This is a genomic window from Vibrio aestuarianus, assembly GCF_028858425.1.
In the GTDB taxonomy this organism is placed as follows: Bacteria; Pseudomonadota; Gammaproteobacteria; order Enterobacterales; family Vibrionaceae; genus Vibrio; species Vibrio aestuarianus.
Genome location: NZ_JAKNYQ010000001.1, coordinates 2,875,993 through 2,899,686, shown reverse-complemented (window position 1 = coordinate 2,899,686; position 23,694 = coordinate 2,875,993). Strand labels below are relative to the sequence as shown.

The following is a 23,694-nucleotide window of genomic DNA, read 5'->3' as shown; positions in this document are numbered from 1 at the left end:
AATAAGAGTCAGTAATGAGTTACTTAGAAGCGTTTTTTTTGGCTTTGATCCAAGGCTTAACCGAGTTTTTGCCTATTTCTAGTTCTGCCCATTTGATCTTACCTTCGGCTATTTTAGGTTGGGAAGATCAAGGTTTGGCGTTTGATGTGGCAGTACATGTCGGCACATTGGCTGCGGTTGTTATCTACTTTCGCCGTGAAGTAGTGACATTACTGCGCGCGTTTTTCTGCTCTATTTTTCAAGGAGAGCGTAGCAAAGAATCAAAATTGGCGTGGATGATTGTTTTGGCGACTATCCCTGCTTGTATCTTCGGCTTCTTCATGAAAGATATCGTCGAGCTTTACCTTCGCAGTGCGTGGGTGATTGCCACCACGACAATTATTTTTGGTTTATTACTGTGGTATGTAGATAAAAACTCTCGATTATCAGATGACGAATATCAGGCAGATTGGAAGAAGTCGTTGTTTATTGGTTTGGCGCAGGCCATTGCTGTCATTCCTGGCACGTCTCGTTCTGGTGCCACCATCACTGCCGCGTTGTATTTAGGTTTTACCCGTGAAGCGGCGGCGCGTTTCTCATTTCTAATGTCTATCCCAATCATTGTATTAGCTGGTGGTTATTTAGGCCTAAAACTAGTCACTAGTGGTGAACCGATTCATTTTGGCTTCCTAATGACGGGCATTATTACTTCATTTATCAGTGCTTATATTTGTATTCACTTCTTCTTGAAGCTGATATCAAAAATGGGCATGACTCCATTTGTTATTTATCGCCTACTGTTGGGTGGTGGTTTATTTGCATTCCTAATGATGAGTTAACTACTTGCTTATGGTATAAATGCTCATCTTTTTATCGTGCTGTTGCAAGGTGTTCGTCGCCTAAACAGCACGTTTATCTTTTATAGTTATAGGTATTATGCGCATTTTTGCTGTGATATTAACTTTGTTGTTTGCCTTGCTACAATACGACTTGTGGTTGGGGAAAAATGGCATAGCAGATTTCCGGACAATTTTGGATGAAATTGAAGTTCAGCAGCAAGTTAATGAGAACTTAAAACTGCGAAATTCAGAGATGTTTGCTGAGATTGATGATTTACGTCAAGGGCTTGATGCGATAGAAGAAAGAGCGCGTCATGAATTGGGTATGATCAAAGAAGGCGAAACCTTTTACCGATTAGTCGGTGAGGATGCGCTATAAATGCAAGCTAATACTCTATCTATTACCGCAATAGTGCCAGCCGCTGGCGTTGGTAAGCGTATGCAAGCCGACCGCCCCAAGCAATATTTAACCTTGCATGGCAAAACCGTGCTTGAGCACACGGTTGAAAAATTACTCACTCACCCAGCGATTGAACGAGTAATTGTCGCTGTTAGCGAAGGCGACCCTTATTATCCAGAGCTTGCACTGGTTGATCATCCTAACGTTATACGGGTTAATGGTGGTCAAGAGCGAGCAGATTCGGTGCTTTCTGCATTGAAGTATGCCCAAGCTAATCCTCTCAGTGAGTGGGTGATGGTACATGATGCCGCTCGTCCTTGTATTACCTTAAATGATATTGATCAGTTGATTGCCACCTCAGTTTCACACCCAGTCGGTGGCATTTTAGCTACGCCTGTGCGTGATACCATGAAACGGGCTGATGCGCAGGACAATATTGACCACACAGTCGAGCGTGTGGCGTTATGGCATGCACTGACCCCACAAATGTTTAACCTTGAGCTGCTATGCGAGGCGTTGTCTGCTGCATTAGCAGAGCAAATAACGATTACTGATGAAGCCTCCGCTTTAGAATGGAAAGGCCTACGTCCAGCTTTGGTGCTTGGGCGAGCGGACAACATTAAAATTACCCAACCAGAAGATCTCGCCTTAGCTGAGTTTTATTTAGCTCGTCTTTAGCGATAAACACCTTAGTAAGGAACCACAATGATTAGAATTGGCCACGGTTTTGATGTGCATAAATTTGGTGGTGAAGGGCCAGTAATTATTGGCGGTGTTGCCGTGCCTTATGAGCAAGGTTTAGTCGCTCATTCTGATGGTGATGTTGCACTGCATGCTTTGTGCGATGCACTATTAGGTGCGATTGCCGCAGGTGATATTGGTCGACATTTCCCAGATACAGATGATAAGTGGAAAGGCGCAGATAGCCGTGAACTATTAAAAGACGTATACCGCAGAGTGGTCGAACAAGGTTACCGCTTGGGGAATGCTGATATTACTATCATGGCTCAAGCGCCCAAAATGGCCCCTCATATTGAAGCCATGTGCGCTGCGATTGCGCATGATCTCAACACCGATTTACACAACGTCAATGTAAAAGCAACAACCACTGAACGTTTAGGGTTTACAGGACGCAAAGAAGGCATCGCTTGTGAAGCGGTTGTCTTACTTATGAAAGCATAATTGCTGCGTAGTCGTAGCCATTTTTATTATTACCGCCAACTCGCGTCAGCGATGGACAAAAACATGTCAGATATTCTATCTTCATTGGCTTACCTATGTGGTAAGCCAGCCGCAAAAGCTAAGTTAAAAGCCAAACCAGAACACTTCAAGGTAATCGAAGACTTGGGGTTTGAATTTACTGGAAGTGGTGAGCACTTAATGGTGCATATTCGCAAGACAGGAGAAAATACCAGTTTTGTAGCGAATGAATTGGCGAAAGTCTGCGGCGTAAAGTCAAAAGATGTGAGTTGGGCTGGCCTAAAAGATCGCCATGCTGTAACGCAGCAATGGCTGAGTGTGCATTTACCCAAAGGCGAAACGCCAGATTTCACGGCTTTTCTTGCACAATATCCAAGCATTGAAATTCTTGAAACGACACGTCATAACAAAAAGTTACGACCTGGTGACTTGGTGGGCAACCATTTTGAAATCACACTTTCTGAAGTGACGGACACTGAAGAAGTGTTAAAGCGGTTAGAACATGTTGCTAAGTTAGGTGTGCCAAACTATTTTGGTAGTCAGCGTTTTGGTAATCATGGTAATAACTTGAGTGAGGCTCGTCGTTGGGGCAAGGAAAATGTCCGCTCGCGTAACCAAAATCAACGCAGTTTATATCTCTCTGCCGCGCGCTCTTGGATCTTCAACCAGATCGTTTCAGCACGTCTTGAACATAATATTTTTAATCAATTGATTGACGGTGATATTGCATTCACTGATGAACAGCAGACCGTTGTTACGGCAAGCACAGTTGATGAATTCAACCAACTTCTCGCAGCTGGCAAAGTTCAGATCAGCGCCGCATTAGCGGGGGATAATGCTCTACCAACGCAAAATGCAGCACTAGAGCTTGAACAGCGTTATGTTGATGCAGAGCCTGATCTAATGGCTTTAATTCGTAGTAACCGTATGCGTCATGAGCGCCGTGCGGTCATGCTGAAACCACAAAACCTGACTTGGCAAGCCGAGCAAGATACAGTAACACTATGTTTTGATCTTGATGCAGGCAGCTTTGCCACTTCAATTGTCCGCGAACTGGTGGAAGAGATCCCCGTTGAGCGTGAGTTCTAAGGAGAGAGCTCGATGAAGATTTTATTGAGCAATGATGATGGTGTGCATGCAGAAGGCATACACGCATTAGCGAAAATGTTGGCCGATTTAGCCGAAATAGTAATAGTCGCTCCTGATCGTAATCGTTCTGGAGCCTCTAATTCTTTAACGTTAGAACAGCCATTACGTGTTAATTGCATTGCTCCAAATACTTATTCAGTACAGGGCACCCCAACAGATTGTGTGCACTTTGCACTCAATGAATTATTGAAAGATGACATGCCTGACTTAGTTTTAACGGGCATTAATCATGGGGCCAATCTTGGTGATGACGTTTTGTATTCAGGCACCGTTGCAGCTGCGATGGAAGGGCATTTCTTAGGCGTGCAATCCATCGCATTCTCTTTGGTGGGGAAGGCACATTTTAACACTGCAGCACAGATCGCTCGTCAATTAGTTGAGCAGCATTGTAGTGCGCCTATTCCAACTAATCGCTTACTTAATGTTAACGTCCCTGATGTTCCCTTTGAGCGTTTAGCGGGTATTCAGGTAACGCGTTTAGGTGCTCGTCATCACGCAGAAAGTATGATTAAGCAGAAAGATCCGCGTGGACATGATATTTATTGGCTAGGGCCGCCAGGGAAAGAGCAAGACGCCGGTCAAGGAACCGATTTTTATGCCATTGAGCATGGTTTTGTTTCGTTGACACCGTTGCAGGTTGATCTCACTGCCCATGAGTCACTTGGTAGTATGGACAATTGGTTAAAGGAAAAAGCGTAATGGCTAACCCACATGCCGACAGATTAATTGAATTTCTGGTCGCGAATGGTATTCAAGACAACGACGTTTTGAGTGCCATTCATTATTTGCCGAGAGAAAGCTTCGTTTCTCAAGCAATGATGCATCAAGCCTATGACAATAATGCGTTACCAATAGGGCAAGGGCAGACAATCTCACAGCCCTACATTGTCGCTAAAATGACTGAACTTTTAGAGCTTGAACGAAGTAGTAAAGTTCTGGAAGTTGGCACTGGTTCTGGCTACCAAACAGCAGTTTTGGCTCAATTGGTTGATCACGTTTATTCCATCGAACGAATCAAATCATTGCAGTGGGATGCCAAGCGCCGATTGAAACAACTCGATATTTATAATATTTCGACTAAACATGGTGATGGTTGGCTCGGTTGGGAAACAAAAGCGCCTTTTGATGCCATCATCGTCACTGCTGCGGCAGAGTCTGTTCCTCAAGCATTACTTGAACAATTAGCTGAAGGTGGACGCTTAGTCATTCCCGTAGGCGACAATGAGCAATATTTATTGAAGATTGTGCGTCAAGGTGACGCATTTGTCTCCACTACTATTGAGACTGTCCGTTTCGTCCCTTTAATTGCTGGTGATTTAGCGTAGTGATGGTGTGTAGTCTGCGAAAGCTTCTCGTTATGGTATTCATTAGCCAACTGCTTATAGGCTGTGCGGCAAATTTTCCTGCGCCAGTTTCTGGGCTCAACAAAGACTACAATTCCATTCCTCGTGGTAGCTATAAAGGTAGTTACTATGAAGTACAAAAAGGCGATACGCTGTATTTTATATCTTATGTCACAGATAAAGATGTAAATGACCTGATCCGTTTCAATAATCTTAGCAAGCCTTACACTATTCGCCCTGGGCAAAAATTAAAATTATGGATTCCTAACTACACACCACCCGCTTATGGAGGGAATGGTGTAAGCGAAACAGTTGCGGTTGCAGCCACAACTGGTGCGGCTTCCAGTGTTTCATCAGCACCTATTCCGACTGTTAATTCGAGTAAAAACTCTAATGATAACAAGACCTATAATGCCACAAGTCAGTCGACTAAAGTGGCAAAAAAAGATCCGCCAAAGGTAGTTGATCAATCGAAATCAAAGGAGTATGTTGATTCAAAAGGTAAGCAGAATGTTAATGCTAATGTAACATCTGCTAAACCAAAGGATGAGAAGGTTGCAAAATGGCTATGGCCAACAAAAGGGAGAGTAATTAAGAACTTTTCAGCAGGCGATCAAGGAAATAAGGGTATCGACATCGCAGGACAGCGTGGTCAGCCCATAGTATCAACTGCAGCAGGAACCGTTGTCTATTCAGGAAATGCATTAAGAGGTTACGGCAATCTCGTGATTGTGAAACACAATGATAATTACCTCAGTGCTTATGCTCATAACGATCGGTTACTGGTACAAGAAGGACAAAGTGTCAAAGCTGGCCAAAAGATAGCAACCATGGGCAGCTCTGGAACGAGCAGTGTTCGTTTGCACTTTGAAATTCGATATCAAGGTAAGTCAGTGAATCCAAAGCGCTACTTGCCATAACATACTTGAAAGAGTCATGTAGCGACATTAGAAAGTAGTAATGTCTTGCTAGCTCGCCAGGGGGAGGCGCTATGAGTATCAGCAATGCAGTAACGAAAGTCGAAGAGTTTGAAGACCAAGATGTAATGGATACAGTCGAGGTTACAGAAGAGCTCACTACCACCAACAAGAAAGCCAGTCGTGCTCAAACTGAAGATGTAAAAGAGGAGTTTGATGCTTCAACGAAAACCTTAGATGCGACACAAATGTATCTAGGCGAAATTGGTTTTTCTCCTTTGTTAACCGCCGAAGAAGAAGTGCTTTATGCTCGTCGCGCATTGAGGGGTGATGAAGCTGCTCGTAAGCGAATGATAGAAAGCAACTTGCGCTTAGTGGTGAAAATTTCACGCCGTTATAGTAATCGTGGCCTAGCCCTACTTGATCTTATTGAAGAGGGGAATTTAGGTTTGATCCGTGCGGTGGAAAAATTTGACCCAGAACGCGGTTTTAGATTCTCAACTTATGCTACGTGGTGGATCCGTCAAACCATTGAGCGTGCGTTGATGAACCAAACTCGTACTATACGTCTTCCTATTCACGTGGTGAAAGAGCTTAATATTTATCTCCGTACCGCACGTGAATTGTCACAGAAACTTGACCACGAACCGACAGCGGAAGAGATAGCTTTTCAGTTGGATAAGCCGGTCGATGATGTCAGTAAAATGCTTCGTCTCAATGAGCGTATTAGCTCAGTAGATACACCGATTGGTGGCGATGGCGATAAGGCACTATTGGATATCATCCCAGATGCAAACAATTCTGATCCTGAAATCTCTACGCAAGATGATGATATTCGAAACTCATTGATTAATTGGCTCAATGAGCTCAATCCAAAACAAAAAGAAGTATTGGCACGTCGTTTTGGTCTATTAGGTTATGAGCCGTCAACACTGGAAGAAGTGGGCCGCGAGATTAACCTAACGCGTGAACGGGTTCGCCAAATTCAAGTGGAAGGATTACGTCGTTTAAGAGAGATCCTCGTTAAACAAGGTCTCAACATGGAATCGTTGTTTAACATTGAAAATGATTAGTGGTTACTAACAAAAACATATAAGGGCACGGTGTTGAAACCGTGCCTTTTTTGTTGTCATCCCTAAACCACCGCCTTGGGCGGTGGTGATTGAACCTTGGGGCTATTGCCCGAATGAGTGCCCATGCTAGAAGTAAACCTCTTATTCACCATAAGTAAGAGGAAACTAAAAACATGGGCGATTATAGAAGTTCATCACATGTATATTGGCGTTGCAAATACCACATAGTTTGGACACCGAAATACAGATTTAAGATCTTGAAAGGGCGTTCAGTAATCCGCTTGTTTAACAAGTTCCCACATATAAGAAAGAAACCGTGGGGTAATCATTTTTGGGCAAGGGGATACTTTGTTGACACAGTTGGTGTGAATGAAGAAATCATCAGGCGTTACGTAAGGCACCAAGACAAGAAAGATCAAGAATATGAGGCGCAGTTAGAGTTGAAGATAAACTAGCAGCGCAGGGATGCCCCCTTATAGGGGGCTATAAACCAAAGCCGCCTTCTAAGAAGGCGGATTTTTACTTGTTACGTCGATTTTAGCTTGATACTTCTATAGCAGTTTCTTTAAGCGATATAGTTCTTCCAATGCTTGGCGAGGCGTTAGATCATCTGGAATGATGTTCGCTAATGCTTGCTCAACCTCACTCGGTTCCGGGATTAAGCTAAGTTGGTTTGCAATATCAACCGTTGTGCTTTTCGTCGTGAGCGACTGTTGGCTCATTAACTCTAATTGTGACAATTTTGCCCGTGCATTTTTTATGACGGTTTTTGGTACACCCGCTAAGCCTGCAACCGCCAGTCCGTAAGATTTACTTGCCGCACCTTCTTGGACAGCATGCATAAAGGCAATGCTTTCACCATGTTCGATGGCATCCAAGTGGACGTTGGCTAAATGAGGCAGTTGGTTAGGCAACTCGGTTAATTCAAAGTAGTGAGTGGCAAACAATGTGAGGGCACCAATTTTAGTCGCTAACCATTCCGCACTGGCCCAGGCTAAAGATAAACCATCATAAGTGCTCGTACCGCGGCCAATTTCATCCATCAATACTAAGCTGTTTGCTGTCGCATTGTGCAATATATTGGCCGTTTCTGTCATTTCCACCATGAATGTAGAACGACCAGAAGCCAGATCATCCGAGGCTCCAATACGGGTAAAAATACGATCAATCGAGCCAATTTTTGCCGATTCGGCGGGAACATAAGAACCAATATGTGCTAATAAGGTGATTAACGCCGTTTGACGCATATAAGTTGATTTACCGCCCATGTTAGGGCCGGTAATGATCAACATTTTACGTTGTGGGGTTAGCTCGATAGGATTAGCAATAAATGGGTCACTCATTACTTGCTCTACAACCGGGTGACGACCCGCTTGAATATGTATGGCGGGCTCATTACTTAATGTTGGGCGGCAGTAGTCTAAACTGTCAGCACGCTCTGCCAGGTTTTGCAGTACATCGATTTGAGATAACGATGACGCCAAGTTTTGCATCTGCTCAAGGTGAGGTAGCAATAAATCGAACAGCTCTTCCCAAAGTTGTTTTTCTACTGCTAATGCTTTTGATTTGGAATTAAGCACCTTATCTTCATGAGCTTTTAACTCAGGGATAATATAGCGTTCTGCATTTTTTAACGTTTGGCGGCGTATATAATGAGGAGGTACAAGGTGGCTTTGGCCTCGGCTCACTTGAATATAGAAACCGTGGACAGCGTTGTATCCGACTTTCAGCGTATCAATACCGTGGCGTTCACGCTCTTCCGCTTCCATTTTTTCAAGATATTCAGTCGCACCATTGGCTAAGTTGCGCCATTCGTCGAGTTCTGCGCTATAGCCGTCGGCAATAACGCCACCGTCACGGATCACAACCGGCGGATTTTCTTTAATCGCTTTTTCAAGTAATTCACATAACTCACCCAGCGGTTGAGCATATTGAGTGAGCTTCACTAAATAAGGTTGCGATAAATTTTGTAGCACCTCGTTGAGTTCTGGCAGTTGCTGCATTGCATGACGAAGGCGAGCCATATCTCGTGGGCGTGCTGAACGAAGGGCAAGTCGTGCCAAAATACGTTCAATGTCGCCAATTTGTTTGAGCACGGGTTGCAAATCAGTAAATAGTGTCTGTTGTTTGATTTCACCAATTGCATCAAGGCGTTGGTTTAGCGTGTCCGTACAGCGCATTGGTTGATGTAACCAACGTTTTAGCATACGACTGCCCATCGGCGTTGCACAATGATCGAGTACTTCGGACAGTGTATTGTCAAAACCACCAGCAAGGTTTTGGGTGATTTCCAAATTACGGCGCGTTGCGGCATCTAAGATCACAGAGTGATCTTGGCGATCAAAGGTTAATGAGCGAATATGTGGTAGTGCGGTTCGCTGAGTATCTTTCACGTATTGGATCAAACAACCTGCAGCGCATAGCCCAAGCTGGGCATGCTCTACCCCAAAACCAATTAGATCTCGTGTTGCAAATTGTTGATTAAGTTGCTGCTTTGCGGTTTCTAGCTCAAATTCCCACACTGGTCGGCGGCGGTTACCTTTGCGGTTTGCCATCAGTGATACCGGCTCAAAATCTTCCGGAAACAATAATTCACGAGGCGCAGTGCGTTGTAATTCCGCCATCATCGCTTCATCGGTTTCTGGTTCGGTTAATTGAAAACGACCAGAGGTGATATCTAATGTTGCGTAACCAAATTTTCCATTTTGATGATAGATAGCTGCAATTAGGTTATCCACTCGTTCTGACAGTAGTGCTTCATCAGTCACTGTGCCGGGTGTCACGATGCGTACTACTTTACGTTCAACCGGCCCTTTACTGGTTGCCGGGTCACCAATTTGTTCACAAATAGCGACTGATTCACCCTGCTGTACTAATTTTGCCAAGTAACCTTCTACAGCGTGATAAGGGACACCAGCCATTGGGATCGGTTCACCGGCAGAAGCTCCTCGCTTAGTGAGTGAAATATCTAATAGTTGAGAAGCACGTTTCGCATCATCGTAAAAAAGCTCGTAGAAATCGCCCATTCGATAGAACAACAAAATATCTGGGTTTTCGGCTTTTAAACGAAGATATTGTTGCATCATCGGCGTATGTGAGCTTTTCAATTGTTGATTTTTATTCGGCTTTTCTTTCATTTTTTAGATTCAATCGGTTACGAGATGGGTATATCTCTAAAGTCCCACGCTATGCGGAAGAATTCCAGCATAAAACAGTAAAAGGGCTGTCAAATTAATTAGGAGGAAGAATAGCAAACCTATTACAGATAGAGCAATTGAGATGCGGGTATGAGGACAAGTTCTGCTCTTTTCGAGCGCGAATCAAAGCGTTAATGTTGTTTATTATATTAATAATCACTAGGGCGTGTTGAAGCTTCGTGCTGTTGCCCATGAGTTTTAAGCATTGGGAGAGTGTAAGGCTTGATGTCATTGAGCACTTCAATGTCAGTTGCTCGATAGCTTGATATGAAATTCTTGAGTTTGTGAAACTGATCTTGATGCGAAATCAAACTTAATGAATAAAGCCACCAGTCATAAAAATGGCTGGTGGCTTTTTTGCTACTTTTACTATGTAGTTTTACTGTGGGTTCAAGCCCAGAAGAGTCAATACTTTCTTGAAGTTAGCACGACGCTCTTTAACATTGTGCACCTCGCCAGTATCACACACTAGGTCAGGACAACCACGGTTAACAATACCGGATACATCATCAATAAACTTCGTGCCTTTCATGCCGTTGTCGACATAAGTTTTTAGCTCATTGTAGTAGTTCCAGTCACCGTATTTACCGCTTTCATCCGGATAGGCTTGTACTGAAGTGACCCAGTAGAAGAGGCCAGCAATCCACTTAATCTCTTTATTTTCCTCTGAGCTACAGATGAGCCCTGGGTTAGAACAGAAATCAAGTTCCGCGTATAGTGGGTTCTCTGGTGGAGCTTCTACTGTTAGTCCATCAATTGTTTGACCAATTTTGCTTGGGTCTACATGAGAACGACCTAAGTAATGGTTCAGAGTACCGAAGTTTTGGCGACCTGTGGTTTGAATGACCCCACGTCCCCACCAACCACAGCCTTGAACGCTTTCTCGGCTACTACCATTCCAAACAAATTTACCTGCTTGTTGACCTACGTAAACATGACATTCATCGCGTTCCCATACTTGCTTTGAAGTATCAACCGTTGTTGGCACTTCTGAATTACAATGTTCGGTGTTATTCCATTGGCCCGCAAAACCATTGACTAATAAGCCACGTTCTTCGAGTACTGCATCAGGTGCTGCGAATACTGGAGCCGGAGCGCCATACCATTGCGCATGAGTCAAAGCACTGACTTCCATCTTGTCGTCACGAGGACAAGAATAACCATGATCTAAGCCAGAAATAGGGTTCACACCGTAGTCGGCATATTTCTGACCTAGCTGGCCACAACTTGCTGACATAGGGTAGTTTACAAAACCATTGAATCTCTCTTCTGACCAGTTGTTCTCATCACAGGCATTGTAGCGAATCGTTTCCTGCATACTTTGCGCTAAGAATGCAGCGATAGCGACTTTGGCATACTTGATGTTTGTCTCTTCATCAGCATTTTCATCGATCAGCCAGAATTTATTTCCTGCAACACCAATGTTATGCATTGCATTTACAGCATCAAGGAAGTCTGCCCATTTATATACAGTTGATGGGATCCAGCCACTGGTTGGTGTTTCGAACAAGAAGGCTTCATTATTCATCACATCTTCAGCTGCGATGAGTTGTCGGTTCAACTCTTCAATCTCTGTTAACGGGCCGTCATGAGAATCTTCACCCACGTAATAGAGAGGAACTTGAGCATTTTGGTACTCATTGATCTTGCTGGTTAAATCAGAACTGTCTTGATCAAATTGAATAGCAAAAACATTACTATACGCTGCTTTACGAAGTTGGCGTTCTGCTGTTGTTTTACCCATAAAGTAATCAGCAGCTTGAGCTGTTGGGATATCAGCTAACATGACTGGAGTATCAACGTAGTCACTTACTTGCTTAACGTACTCAAGAGCGTTGTGCCATTGGTCACTATTAAGAGCTGGTGTTTCACCCGATTTAGTATAAACAAGGAAATCCGCTTTAACGCTTGATTCTAAATCGTAAAGCTCAAAATCACGCAGCATATCTGCAGAGTACTTTGATGCAGAATCCCAAACAGATTGGCGACCTGAATGTGTGTTAAAAGCAAAGTCACCAATACTTACTGTCCAACCGAATGTCGCTTTTGGCGCAACGCTTGAAATTACTAAGTTATATGCTTGAGCCCAGCCTTTGGCATCATCGCTCAATGCATTAACGTCAGCGATATCGATGTTAGTATTACCTGTAATATCGATCGCTTGAGTTAAAGCTTGTTTTACTGCAATAGAACCTAATGCTTTTCCTTTGTCCATTGTTGCCTTATCAAGCACATCACCTTTGATGATAATTGATGACGACATTGCACTTTCACTTGCGTTAATTAACGCAACGAAGCTGCTGGTTAATTTTGCAAGATCGGCAATCTCATCACTATTTACCGTATCAATAACTATTGAGCTAGGTGCTGCTGTTGATGATGTTGACGGGCTAGCGACCACTAATTTATTTGGCCAACCTGCGACTTCTAATCGAACAGGATCCATAGGATTAGGCAGTGAAAGTAGAGGCGCAGTTCCTGGTTCTGTACCATCACAATTCAAATGATGAGCCCAAGAACTATCGCTGCCTGGTGTAGATTGAGTCCACCAGATTGCCTCATAAGCGATATTGTTGTGCACCATGATGTCACCACCACCAGCATGATCGCCACGAGTCCAGTCTGGGTAAACATTAAAATCATCACATAATTCACCAACAGGCGGAGCTACCGGTGGCTTACCTGGTATACCAGGCTCTAATGGTACGTCAGGATCTTGTGGTCTTGCCGGTGTTCCATTTGGATCATCTGGATCAGTTGGTGGAAGAATTGGGGTTCCTTCAACCGGAGGTAATACAATTGGTTCACCTGGTATACCTGGCTCTAATGGTACGTCAGGGTCTTGTGGTCTCGCCGGTGTTCCAATTGGCTCATCTGGCTCTTCTGGTGGAAGAACAGGGGTTCCTCCAACCGGAGGTAATATTACAGGAGGAGTAGTACCTTCGTCTGGACAATCGACTGAATCCCAGAACCAAGAGCCAGCGGATGGCGTTTCCCAAACGCCTGGATTGTTTTTAGCAATAAAGCACTCACCATTGTAAGAGACCATGTCGCCATTATTTACTTTGGTTTGTCCCGGAATAAATGGCGTCACATCACCAGGCTCTGGACCTGGACCTGGCTCTGGCTCTGGCGTCGGATCTGTATCACCAATCAGTTTCCATGGTGAATCCCATTCATTAGCATAGTCATCTGTTGGGCTCTGGCCTGGGTTTGCCCACCACTTAGCTTCATACAATTTACCACTTACACTAACCTGAGAGCCACCAGAGTATGACTTACTGCTGTCATAAGGTTCAGCGGCGTACAAATAGCCGCTAAATAGCACGCCAGCTAATACAGCGGCTAATTTACTTTTCTTAAGCATATTGTTATTCCCTTCATTACTATGAATACGTCTTATGGACGAAATTTAGTTGATAAGAGATGCTGCGTTTAAACAGCATCTCTTAGCGATGATTTAGTTGTGAGAAATCATTTCGTTGAAGTATTCAACTTGCTCTTGCATAGAGAGGCCTTCGCTATTTGAGCCTAATGTCCAAATAAAGAAACCACCGTATCCTTGAGCTTTCTGCCATTTTGAACGATCAATATTATTTTCACGAGTTTCAACAAATTGGCCAGCTGGGCCCCATTGTTTATTGATTGTCGCACCTAGCACGATTTTTGATGGGTCACCAACGTGTTTGGCATAGTTCGCCATAGCAATGTCATACTTGAAGTTTTGACCTGCGTCGTAAGCCATTACGTTGAAGAAATCAATGCTATCTTTAGTGTTCTGAAGAAGCGAGATAACTTCACCATTGTGGCTAGAACGATCTGGCTCGATGTATGAACAGTTTTCAAAGACGCTTGGATTATCACACTCAACAGGGTCAGCACCTACGTGGTAAGTCGTCAAAGAGAGGATCTTACTCATACCGACTTTGTTACGAATCAAATCAATCAAGGCTTCTAGGTTACGGTTCTCTTGCTCAGTAAGGCGTGCAGCTTTTTCGTAATCGAAATCGATACCATCAATGCTGACATAGCCGGCAAGTTGGTATTTACTGTAATCACATTCACCAGACCAGGTAGTCGCAAGACATTCACCCACCATCTCTTCTGGTTTTAGGTTCTTTTTGTATACTGGGTATGGCTTGTTCATCATTTCAACAAGGCCATTAGCAATCGCTTCGCGTGTAGCAGGATTTGCCATATGAGCCCACATGCCTTCATGGGTTTGTCCACCAAATGCAACCATCATGGTTTTATTTGGGTGGCTATGTTTCAGCTCAGTCCATGACTGGTAGCCGGGAGCCATCCAAGACTCGTTGTAACTTGGCTCAATCATTCCATCCGTTACTTGAATGTTACCGTTCGAGTCCCACTTACCAAAAGACAAGAAGTATGCGTCACCTTGAGAATTTTGAAGTTGTTCAATATCTTTCAGTCCCCACGATGTCAAATAAGTAATTGAACGGTCGGGGTTATCACGTAAACCTGTCTCTGGTTTCGCTTCTTGTACTTTAATAGTCGAAACTGGGCTTGCTAGCGTGTCACCCTCAGTATTGACGGCAATAGCCTCAATGGTGTGAGTACCTACTTGTGCACCAATCCACTCATATTCGTATGGTGCTTTATTCAGTGTGACTAGCTCAGTTCCATTTGCTTTGAAGGTCACTGACTGAATAGAACCAACGAAGCTTTCTGCGTCAGCGGCAATTTTAATGCTACGACCTTGAGTAAATGCTGAACCATCCACTGGCGATGTAAGACCGACAAAAAGATCGCGATCGGTAATCGCTAGTGTAATTGGTGCTGTTGCCGCTGATGCACCTTTGTCATCATAAGCTGCAGTGACCAATTCATAAGCGCCTTCTGCCTGACCTGGAACTGTCAGTTTGTATTGATCGCCTGATGTTGGTTGTGTTGCTGTGGCTACAACCTTACCGTTAAGCAGTGCTTCTACTTTTACGACTTCGCCATCTTCATCAGTCGCATTAACAATCACGTCAAAAGGTTTATTTGGAGATAGGCGATCACCGTTAGAAGGTGTCTCTAAACCAATTTCAGGTACCATGTTTGGATCACATTGACCTTCTGATTGCCAAGCATCCTTCCATGCATCAGGATAGTTAGGGTGTCCAGTGCCTGGTGCCCATACTGGGTTACCACACCAGCCAAATACTTTACATGAGAAGACTTCACCAACATTCGAAACGCGATCGCCAACTTGGTAGCTGATCCCATCTTGATATGGTGCGACATCACCGCAGCTGTTGTTCGATTCAGTTACAGTGATTTGTACACTTGTGGTGCTTGTCAGTTTTTGCTCATCGGTGGCCGTGGCACTCAATGTTACACTACCCGTTTGTGAAGGCTGCCAATCACAATCAAATTGATCGACTTGTTTAGCATCAAATTCACAAATTTGAGCGTTATTGGCTTTGATGACCACTGAGGTTAAGTCATCATCAGAATCGAACGCATCAACAGAGATCGATACCGTTTCTGTTTTCTTAAAAGTCGAGCCATTTTCTGGTGTAATAAAGCGAACTTCTGGTGCTGAGAACTCGTGATCAGATTCAACCTGTACACTGACAGATTTCTGCTCAATTTTTTGACCTTTTTCATCAAAGATCAGTACGTTAATACTGGTATCGCCTAGTTCGCTTGGTGTCCAAGATTGCGAATAATGAGTAATATCTTGTTCGATGCTCTGTTCTGCAAGCTTAGTGCTGTTAACCCAAAATTCAACTTTAGATGCAAGCTCACCTTCAACAGAAATATTAATCTCTGTCGCTTCATTGATTACTAATTGCTGGCCATCAATAGGAGAAAGAATTGATAACTCTAATTCTGGGATGGGTGGTTGTTCACTACCTGAACCATTAAATTTAATCGACTTTTCAAATGCCGCGAGATCATCAAGTTGACCACTAAGTCCAAAGGAAAGAGTAAATGTTGCCCCAGCAGGGAGTGAGCTTTTAACCCATTCGCCGTTATCAAATTTATAGGTTATCTTGTGATGAACCCCTTCAGCAGTGAATTCATGCTCAATACTCCAGCTCGGGTAGGAAAGTGCAGAAGATGAAAAATTAACATCGTTTATAGCATATGGCAGTAAAAACTCTACCGTAGACGCCTTCATATCAATTGCTTGAATTGACGTATTCTTAATTTCAACGCTATAGGTGCTCCACCACTGGCTTTCATTTGCAGAAACATCAATATTTACATTATTTACATTTTCAGCAACCGCTGCAGCAATAGGGCTAAAACTAAATCCAGCAGCAATAAGCATTGCTGCACCTAATGTTTTTTTCATGGTATATCCTTTGGAATTAACCTTGTTTAGGTTGTGTTGACTGTTATAGGTAATGATATTTTTATTATTGGTATTTTTAATGTTTATTGTGTTACTCATTATTTTGGTTAGTGATTATTTGGCGAAGAGCTGTTGATTAAACTATTTTATTAATTAGAACGCTTAATTTATTAATATGGATTTTAATTATATAGTCAGCTTTAAAGGTGGCTCTTTTTTATGAATTTTTATTCATTCACCCTTGTGCTGCTCGGTTGCTTTTTGCAATGACTTTATAATTATGATGAGTAAAAGCACAAAGGCGCAAGTAGGATAATTCTTACCAAAGAATGTTGTTAATCTTTTATGAATCATTATGCATTTTGTTTGTTTGAGGAAGGTTGGAGTGTGGCGGTGTTTTAAATTGTGATGTTTTGCCAGAAAAAATATCAAAACGTATCTTGATAATAAAAATATTAATGTTTTTTTTAATTAAATATCACTTGTTATACGTTATTGTTGTGTTCCTTTTTTGTTAAAAACAATCATATCTAGCTCGTTGGGTTTTAAGTGACTTAATTTTTTTGAAATATTTTGTTACCATTTGCCAGCTATATGTTTTTATAAATTGAACTAAATAAGAAATTTTTAATGAAATTATTATTTGATGAAGTTATCCACAATATCCCAATTAAAAATTATTGCGAATCAAGTTGAGTATTGATGTGTTTGCGAGTCAAAACATTATTGTTATGGTGAATGAATTGTGTGGTTACCACTTTTGTTTATTAAGATAGCGGCATAGGATAGAAGTACTCTATTTCTATTAAAAAGGCGTAGCGGGGATTAAGCATGGAATCACAGCAGCAACTGAGTCAAGATGTCGGTCAACTTTTATTCGCACATAAACTGGTATTAGCGACAGCTGAATCATGTACTGGTGGTGGGGTAGCAACTGCTATCACCGATATAGCGGGTAGTTCAGCATGGTTTGACAGAGCTTTTGTTACCTACAGTAATGAAGCTAAAATTGAGATGGTAGGAGTTAGTCCTGCCACCTTAGAAAAATATGGCGCGGTGAGTGAACCTATCGTTATTGAAATGGTTCATGGGGCTCTGAAACACTCGCGTGCAACCATCGGGGTTTCTATCAGCGGTATTGCAGGACCAAGCGGTGGCAGTGATGAAAAACCTGTAGGTACAGTATGCTTTGCTTGGGCGGATAAGCAAGGTTGGCTAAAAGTCGAAACTCAACATTTTATTGGTGATAGAACAGCAGTACGAACTCAAGCGATTGCTCATGCATTGCAAGCGTTACATGATCACCTAGTGTGATGATGTGTGAGAAATGTTCGTTGATTGAGAAAAAATATCACACAGCTATAGACACTGTATGAATCAACAGTATAATTAATCCCAATTGACGACGTAAGAGTCGATAAAAAATAACGCACCGCAACCAAGAGCGAAAGTTTGGAGAAAGTAATGGACGAAAATAAACAGAAGGCGTTGGCCGCAGCATTAGGTCAAATTGAAAAGCAATTCGGTAAAGGTTCGATCATGCGCCTAGGTGATAACCGTACGATGGATGTTGAAACCATCTCTACTGGTTCACTTTCTCTGGATATTGCATTGGGTGCTGGTGGCTTACCAATGGGGCGTATTGTTGAAGTCTATGGCCCTGAATCGTCAGGTAAAACAACGCTGACATTAGAACTGATTGCTGCAGCTCAACGTGTGGGAAAAACATGTGCCTTTATCGATGCTGAGCACGCTCTTGATCCAATCTACGCTAAAAAGCTTGGTGTAGATATTGATGCTCTGCTTGTTTCTCAGCCTGATACTGGCGAGCAAGCATTAGAAATTTGTGATGCATTAGCTCGTTCCGGTGCGATTGACGTGATTGTTGTCGACTCGGTCGCAGCATTAACACCTAAAGCTGAAATTGAAGGCGAGATGGGCGATAGCCATATGGGTCTTCAAGCTCGTATGCTTTCGCAAGCAATGCGCAAGCTTACGGGTAATCTCAAGCAGTCAAACTGTATGTGCATCTTCATTAACCAAATTCGTATGAAGATTGGCGTCATGTTTGGTAACCCAGAAACGACAACTGGTGGTAATGCGCTTAAATTCTATGCATCTGTACGTTTAGATATTCGTCGTACCGGCTCTATCAAAGAGGGCGAAGAAGTGGTTGGTAACGAAACGCGCATTAAAGTTGTGAAGAACAAAATTGCAGCGCCATTTAAACAAGCTGAGACCCAGATCCTATATGGACAAGGCTTTAACCGCGAAGGTGAGCTGGTTGATCTTGGTGTTAAGAACAAGTTGGTAGAAAAAGCAGGTGCTTGGTATAGCTACAATGGCGATAAAATTGGCCAAGGTAAGGCTAACGCTTGTAAGTATCTACGTGAGAATCCAACAGCTGCAGCTGCGATAGACGCTAAGCTTCGTGAAATGCTGCTTAGCCCAACAGAGCTTGTAGCGGAAGAAGCTGAGATCGCTGAGTTGCCGAAAGAAGAAGAATTTTAACCATCACTAAATGTGAATTAAGCCCTGCATGCAGGGCTTTTTTTATCTGCGCTGTTTAAGGATTAGTATGTACCCATCAAGCTCGAAACTCACATCGTCCTGCAAAGAAAGTGCACTACAACTGCTGAGCAGACGTGATCATGGTGAATATGAGTTGTACCAGAAACTACTCTTAAAAGGCTTTGAGATAGAAAAAGTCGATGAAGCAATGACTTATTGTCGAGAGCATCAATACTTAGATGATTTACGATACGCGAAAAGTCAGGTCAGACAGCATGTAGCTAAAGGCCATGGTGAAAGACGAATTTGCCAAGAATTAAACCAAAAGCGTGTCAGTAGCGAAATTGTTGAACAAGCGTTAGAGCAAGAACCTCAAGATTGGTTTGAATTGGCAAAAGCAGCTGCTGAAAAAAAATTCAGAGAACCTGCGGCAAAAGGCTCAAAAGAATATGCAAAACAAGTTCGGTTTTTGCAATATCGAGGTTTTAGCTTTGAACATATAAGCTACGCGCTGTCAGAATTAGAAATGTAACCCCCTCATTTTTAATAGCGTCTTGAGGTTAACTATCAATCTATCGGCTATCCCCAAGTAACTTGAGGTTACTTGGGGATATTTATCTTTCCGCTTCGCTAACTAGTGCTAGAGATTGGTTGTTTATGGTCTCTTGCCTTTTCCATAAGAAAACTAGTCGAATACTTGTCCATGCTTTACAATAACGCAAAATTCTAACTTGAGTATTTCAGGAAGAGCTGCATGTTTATGAGCACTGATGAGGTTCGCCGCGCGTTTCTCTCGTTCTTTGAAAATAAAGGACACCAAATTGTTGATAGTTCATCATTAGTACCGACTAATGATCCAACTCTGTTATTCACAAATGCAGGGATGAACCAATTTAAAGATTGTTTTCTAGGTTTAGAAAAACGTGCCTATACGCGTGCCACAACTGCACAGCGTTGCGTGCGAGCCGGTGGTAAACATAACGATTTAGAAAACGTTGGTTTCACTGCTCGTCACCATACATTCTTTGAAATGTTGGGTAACTTCAGCTTTGGTGATTATTTCAAAGATGATGCGATTGCATACGCGTGGGAGTTTTTGACTGAAACACTAAAATTGCCAGCCGAGCGTCTACTTGTCACCGTATATGAAACCGATGATGAAGCCTTTGATATTTGGAATAAGAAAGTAGGTGTACCTGCTGAGCGTATCATTCGTATCGGCGACAAAAAGGGTGGTAAAGCTTACGAGTCAGATAACTTCTGGCAAATGGGTGACACAGGTCCTTGTGGGCCTTGTACTGAAATTTTTTACGATCATGGTGATCATATCTGGGGCGGTCCTCCGGGGTCTCCAGAAGAAGACGGTGATCGCTTTATCGAAATTTGGAACAACGTATTCATGCAATTCAACCGTCATGCTGATGGCACGATGGAACCTTTGCCTAAACCGTCAGTGGATACCGGAATGGGGATTGAGCGTATTTCTGCCATCATGCAGGGCGTTCATTCAAACTATGAAATCGATGTATTCCAAACTCTGATTAAAGCTGCCGCGGAAGTAACGGGTTATGAGGATCTTTCTAATCAATCTTTGCGCGTTGTTGCTGATCATATTCGTTCGTGTGCTTTTTTGATTGTTGATGGTGTTATGCCATCCAATGAAGGCCGTGGATATGTGCTTCGTCGTATAATTCGCCGTGCTGTCCGTCATGGAAATAAACTGGGTGCCCAAGGTGCATTTTTCCACAAACTGGTGGGGCCTTTAGCTGAAGTGATGGGAACCGCTGGTGAAGAGCTTAAGAAGCAGCAAGCGCTCGTTGAAAAAGTATTGCGTATTGAAGAAGAAAACTTTGGTCGCACGCTTGAGCGTGGTATGGCGATTCTAAACGATGCTCTGGATAGTTTAGATGGCAAAGTTCTCGACGGTGAAACTGCATTCAAACTATATGATACCTACGGTTTCCCTGCTGATTTAACTAATGATGTTGCACGTGAGCGTGGTCTGTCTATTGATGAAGAAGGCTTTGAAAAAGCGATGGACGCACAGCGCCAACGTGCACGAGAAGCTGGTCAATTCGGCACCGATTACAACACATTAATTAAAGTCGATACGCATACTGATTTTTGTGGTTACAGCTCAACAAAAGGTGAAAGCCACGTTGAAGCTATTTTTGTTGAAGGTACGCAAGTTGACTCACTTTCTGCCGGAGATAAAGCAATTATCGTATTGGCTGAAACGCCGTTTTATGCTGAATCTGGTGGTCAGTGTGGCGATGCCGGTGTTATCAAAACGGATTCCGGTCTGTTTAAAGTTGAAGATACACAAAAATTAGGTAGTGCTATTGCTCACCACGGTGAATTAGTGGAAGGCGTGTTGGCAAGCGGTGATAGCGTAGAAGCGTTAGTCGATGAAAAACGCCGTGCAGCCATTTCACTGAACCACTCAGCCACTCACTTATTACATGCTGCGCTTCGCCAAGTATTGGGTTCACATGTAGCACAGAAAGGGTCGTTGGTTAAAGCTGAAAACTTGCGTTTCGACTTTTCACACCTAGAAGCGGTAACACCAGCTGAACTAAAAGAAGTTGAACGCCTGGTGAATGCTCAAATTCGACGTAACCATACGATTGAAACTAACATCATGGATATTGAATCAGCGAAAGAAAAAGGCGCAATGGCACTTTTCGGTGAGAAATATGATGATGAAGTACGCGTGTTGTCGATGGGTGAATTCTCAACTGAGCTTTGCGGTGGTATTCATGCCAATAGCACTGGTGATATCGGCCTATTTAAGATTGTTTCAGAAGGTGGTATTGCAGCCGGAATTCGACGTATTGAGGCGGTAACTGGTGAAGGTGCTCTTGATTTACTGGATCATCAGCATGCTCAATATGAAGCGAAAATGGTTGACATGGCACTCAAGGCCAAGTCGCTTGAAAAAGAATTGCAGCAGATGAAAGATAAACTTGCTGCAAAAGAAAGCGCAAATCTCATCAGTAATGTCAAAGAGATTGCTGGAGTGAAAGTTTTAGTTGCTCAACTTGATGGCGCAGACAACAAAGCGTTGCGTGGGATGGTTGATGAACTGAAGAATCAGTTGGGTAGCGGCATCATCATGCTTGGTAACGTAGCAGATGATAAAGTTGGCCTAATTGCTGGTGTGACAAAAGATCTTACCGCTAAAGTGAAGGCTGGCGAGCTAGTTAATATGGTTGCTTTGCAGGTTGGCGGTAAAGGTGGCGGTCGCCCGGATATGGCTCAAGCTGGTGGTAGTGACGCAAAAGCGCTACCTAAAGCACTTGAGTCAGTAGACGTTTGGATCGCTGAGCGCCTATAACCGATGTAATTAATCTCGCTCAATTGATATTTTTTGATTGGGCGTAATTTTATTTGTCTAACCAAGTGGTTTAATTGGCTTAAAATCATACAAAGCCAATTATCTGCTTGGTTTTATTTTTGTAACTACTAAATCGATAGTCAACTGGTTTATTAGCTATTGGTTTGGTCCGAATGAGACTTTGGTCTTGGGAAGGTGAAGATCGGTGAAAAAGCCCCTTATCGTGCAAAAGTTTGGCGGAACCTCGGTAGGTTCAATTGAAAGAATTCATACCGTCGCTGAACACATCATTAAGGCGAAGAATGATGGTAATCAAGTTGTTGTCGTGGTTTCTGCTATGTCTGGAGAGACAAATCGATTACTGGGCCTAGCCCAACAAGTCGACAGTGTACCAACGGCAAGAGAACTTGATGTTTTGCTCTCTGCTGGTGAGCAAGTGTCTATGGCACTTTTAGCAATGACGTTGAATAAATTAGGTCATGCTGCGCGCTCACTAACCGGAGCTCAAGCGAATATTGTGACAGACAATCAGCACAATGACGCAACGATTAAAACTATTGATACTCGAACGATTACTGAGTTACTAGCACAAGAGCAAATTGTTGTCGTTGCCGGTTTTCAGGGTATGAATGAGAATGGGGATATCACCACTTTAGGACGTGGAGGCTCTGATACTAGTGCTGTGACACTGGCAGGAGCTCTCAAAGCCGATGAGTGCCAAATATTTACCGATGTCGATGGAGTTTACACATGTGATCCACGTGTCGTTCCAACGGCTCAGAAGTTAGATATTGTCGATTTTCCATCAATGGAAGAAATGGCGCGTAAGGGTGCAAAAGTATTGCATTTACCTTGTGTTCAATATGCTTGGGAAAATGAAGTACCGCTGCGAGTTCTTTCTACATTTGATTTAAATTCAGGTAGTCTAATTAAAGGGCAGCAGTGTAATAAAGCCGTTTGCGGTATTGCGATACAGCGAGAGATGGCATTAATTACCGTTCAGCCGGAGCACTTTTCAAGTCTAACTAAGCAATGTCAAATGCTGGGTATTGAAGTGTGGAGTGTGATCGAGGAAACAGAATGGACAGGTGTCATTATAAAACAGGATGCCTGCGCTAAATTAGCTCTGGTTTTCGATGACAAAATCCGTAATAGTGAGCAGGTTAGTTTATTAACCACGGTAGGTTTACTAGCTCAGGATCTGGTTGAACGTTCATGTGAGCTATTGGCAGATCACGGCGTTGGGGTGAGCTATCTTTCAGTAGGTAAGCAATCTTTAATGTTGGTTGTAGAACCACAATATGTAAATAAAGCGGCAAATATTCTGCACGATGCCTATATAACGTCGGACGAACTATTAGACTTTCACCCGAAACAAGCATTTTTAGGGTGATCAGACACCAATGAGAGTTTACGAAAATATAACTTTTGGTGGATAA

Annotated in this window: 18 protein-coding genes; 15 read left to right on the top strand and 3 right to left on the bottom strand. The window is 43.0% G+C overall.

The genetic code is table 11. The features are described 5' to 3' along the window. The first annotated feature begins 14 nt into the window (after positions 1-14). The 10 genes from MCT08_RS13160 (at position 15) to MCT08_RS13115 (ending at position 7,355) form a co-directional block, all read left to right on the top strand. The gene (locus MCT08_RS13160) at positions 15-818 is read left to right on the top strand and encodes an undecaprenyl-diphosphate phosphatase (RefSeq protein ID WP_171981398.1); all 804 of its coding nucleotides are present in this window, start codon (positions 15-17) and stop codon (positions 816-818) included. A 97-nt stretch (positions 819-915) separates the two neighbouring features. Next, positions 916-1,197: a cell division protein FtsB gene (gene ftsB, locus MCT08_RS13155; RefSeq protein WP_274678564.1), complete on the top strand. Its 282-nt coding sequence runs from the start codon at positions 916-918 to the stop codon at positions 1,195-1,197. Beyond that, a complete protein-coding gene (gene ispD / locus MCT08_RS13150) occupies positions 1,198-1,896 on the top strand; it encodes a 2-C-methyl-D-erythritol 4-phosphate cytidylyltransferase (RefSeq protein ID WP_274678563.1) in 699 nt (232 codons plus the stop codon). 27 nt (positions 1,897-1,923) lie between these two features. Beyond that, positions 1,924-2,400 carry a 2-C-methyl-D-erythritol 2,4-cyclodiphosphate synthase gene (gene ispF / locus MCT08_RS13145; protein ID WP_053311368.1) on the top strand — a complete coding sequence of 159 codons (477 nt, stop codon included), beginning with the start codon at positions 1,924-1,926 and terminating at the stop codon, positions 2,398-2,400. Between the two features lie 63 nt (positions 2,401-2,463). Beyond that, positions 2,464-3,507: a tRNA pseudouridine(13) synthase TruD gene (gene truD, locus MCT08_RS13140; protein WP_053311398.1), complete on the top strand. Its 1,044-nt coding sequence runs from the start codon at positions 2,464-2,466 to the stop codon at positions 3,505-3,507. Positions 3,508-3,519: 12 nt separating this feature from the next. Next, on the top strand, positions 3,520-4,266 hold the full coding sequence (surE, locus tag MCT08_RS13135; protein WP_172532050.1) for a 5'/3'-nucleotidase SurE: 747 nt from the start codon (positions 3,520-3,522) through the stop codon (positions 4,264-4,266). Further along, positions 4,266-4,892 (top strand): protein-L-isoaspartate(D-aspartate) O-methyltransferase, encoded by a 627-nt coding sequence (locus MCT08_RS13130; RefSeq protein ID WP_274678562.1) that lies wholly within the window; start codon positions 4,266-4,268, stop codon positions 4,890-4,892. Before surE ends, MCT08_RS13130 begins: the two co-directional genes overlap by 1 nt. Positions 4,893-4,894: 2 nt before the next feature. Beyond that, a complete protein-coding gene (gene nlpD / locus MCT08_RS13125; protein WP_274678561.1) occupies positions 4,895-5,830 on the top strand; it encodes a murein hydrolase activator NlpD in 936 nt (311 codons plus the stop codon). Between the two features lie 71 nt (positions 5,831-5,901). Then, positions 5,902-6,900 (top strand): RNA polymerase sigma factor RpoS, encoded by a 999-nt coding sequence (gene rpoS, locus MCT08_RS13120; RefSeq protein WP_168523346.1) that lies wholly within the window; start codon positions 5,902-5,904, stop codon positions 6,898-6,900. Positions 6,901-7,073: 173 nt separating this feature from the next. Then, entirely contained in the window at positions 7,074-7,355 is a 282-nt protein-coding gene (locus tag MCT08_RS13115; RefSeq protein WP_168520798.1) for a transposase, read from the top strand. 96 nt (positions 7,356-7,451) lie between these two features. On the opposite strand, the gene mutS is transcribed toward MCT08_RS13115, so the two are convergent. The 3 genes from mutS to MCT08_RS13100 form a co-directional block, all read right to left on the bottom strand. Continuing rightward, positions 7,452-10,037: a DNA mismatch repair protein MutS gene (gene mutS / locus MCT08_RS13110; protein ID WP_274678560.1), complete on the bottom strand. Its 2,586-nt coding sequence runs from the start codon at positions 10,035-10,037 to the stop codon at positions 7,452-7,454. Positions 10,038-10,476: 439 nt separating this feature from the next. After that, positions 10,477-13,464: a cellulose-binding domain-containing protein gene (locus MCT08_RS13105; protein WP_274678559.1), complete on the bottom strand. Its 2,988-nt coding sequence runs from the start codon at positions 13,462-13,464 to the stop codon at positions 10,477-10,479. A 93-nt stretch (positions 13,465-13,557) separates the two neighbouring features. After that, positions 13,558-16,407 (bottom strand): Ig-like domain-containing protein, encoded by a 2,850-nt coding sequence (locus tag MCT08_RS13100; RefSeq protein WP_274678558.1) that lies wholly within the window; start codon positions 16,405-16,407, stop codon positions 13,558-13,560. A gap of 831 nt (positions 16,408-17,238) precedes the next feature. On the opposite strand from MCT08_RS13100, the gene pncC reads away from it, so the two are divergent. The 5 genes from pncC to MCT08_RS13075 all read left to right on the top strand — a co-directional run bounded on the left by pncC (position 17,239) and on the right by MCT08_RS13075 (position 23,648). Continuing rightward, positions 17,239-17,721: a nicotinamide-nucleotide amidase gene (gene pncC / locus MCT08_RS13095; protein ID WP_274678557.1), complete on the top strand. Its 483-nt coding sequence runs from the start codon at positions 17,239-17,241 to the stop codon at positions 17,719-17,721. A gap of 150 nt (positions 17,722-17,871) precedes the next feature. Next, positions 17,872-18,918: a recombinase RecA gene (gene recA / locus MCT08_RS13090; protein WP_274678556.1), complete on the top strand. Its 1,047-nt coding sequence runs from the start codon at positions 17,872-17,874 to the stop codon at positions 18,916-18,918. Positions 18,919-18,985: 67 nt separating this feature from the next. Continuing rightward, a complete protein-coding gene (gene recX, locus MCT08_RS13085) occupies positions 18,986-19,450 on the top strand; it encodes a recombination regulator RecX (protein WP_274678555.1) in 465 nt (154 codons plus the stop codon). A gap of 222 nt (positions 19,451-19,672) precedes the next feature. Continuing rightward, positions 19,673-22,255, top strand: coding sequence for an alanine--tRNA ligase (alaS, locus tag MCT08_RS13080; RefSeq protein WP_274678554.1), 2,583 nt, complete (start codon positions 19,673-19,675; stop codon positions 22,253-22,255). Positions 22,256-22,460: 205 nt separating this feature from the next. Then, positions 22,461-23,648, top strand: coding sequence for an aspartate kinase (locus tag MCT08_RS13075; protein WP_274678553.1), 1,188 nt, complete (start codon positions 22,461-22,463; stop codon positions 23,646-23,648). Positions 23,649-23,694: the final 46 nt, after the last annotated feature.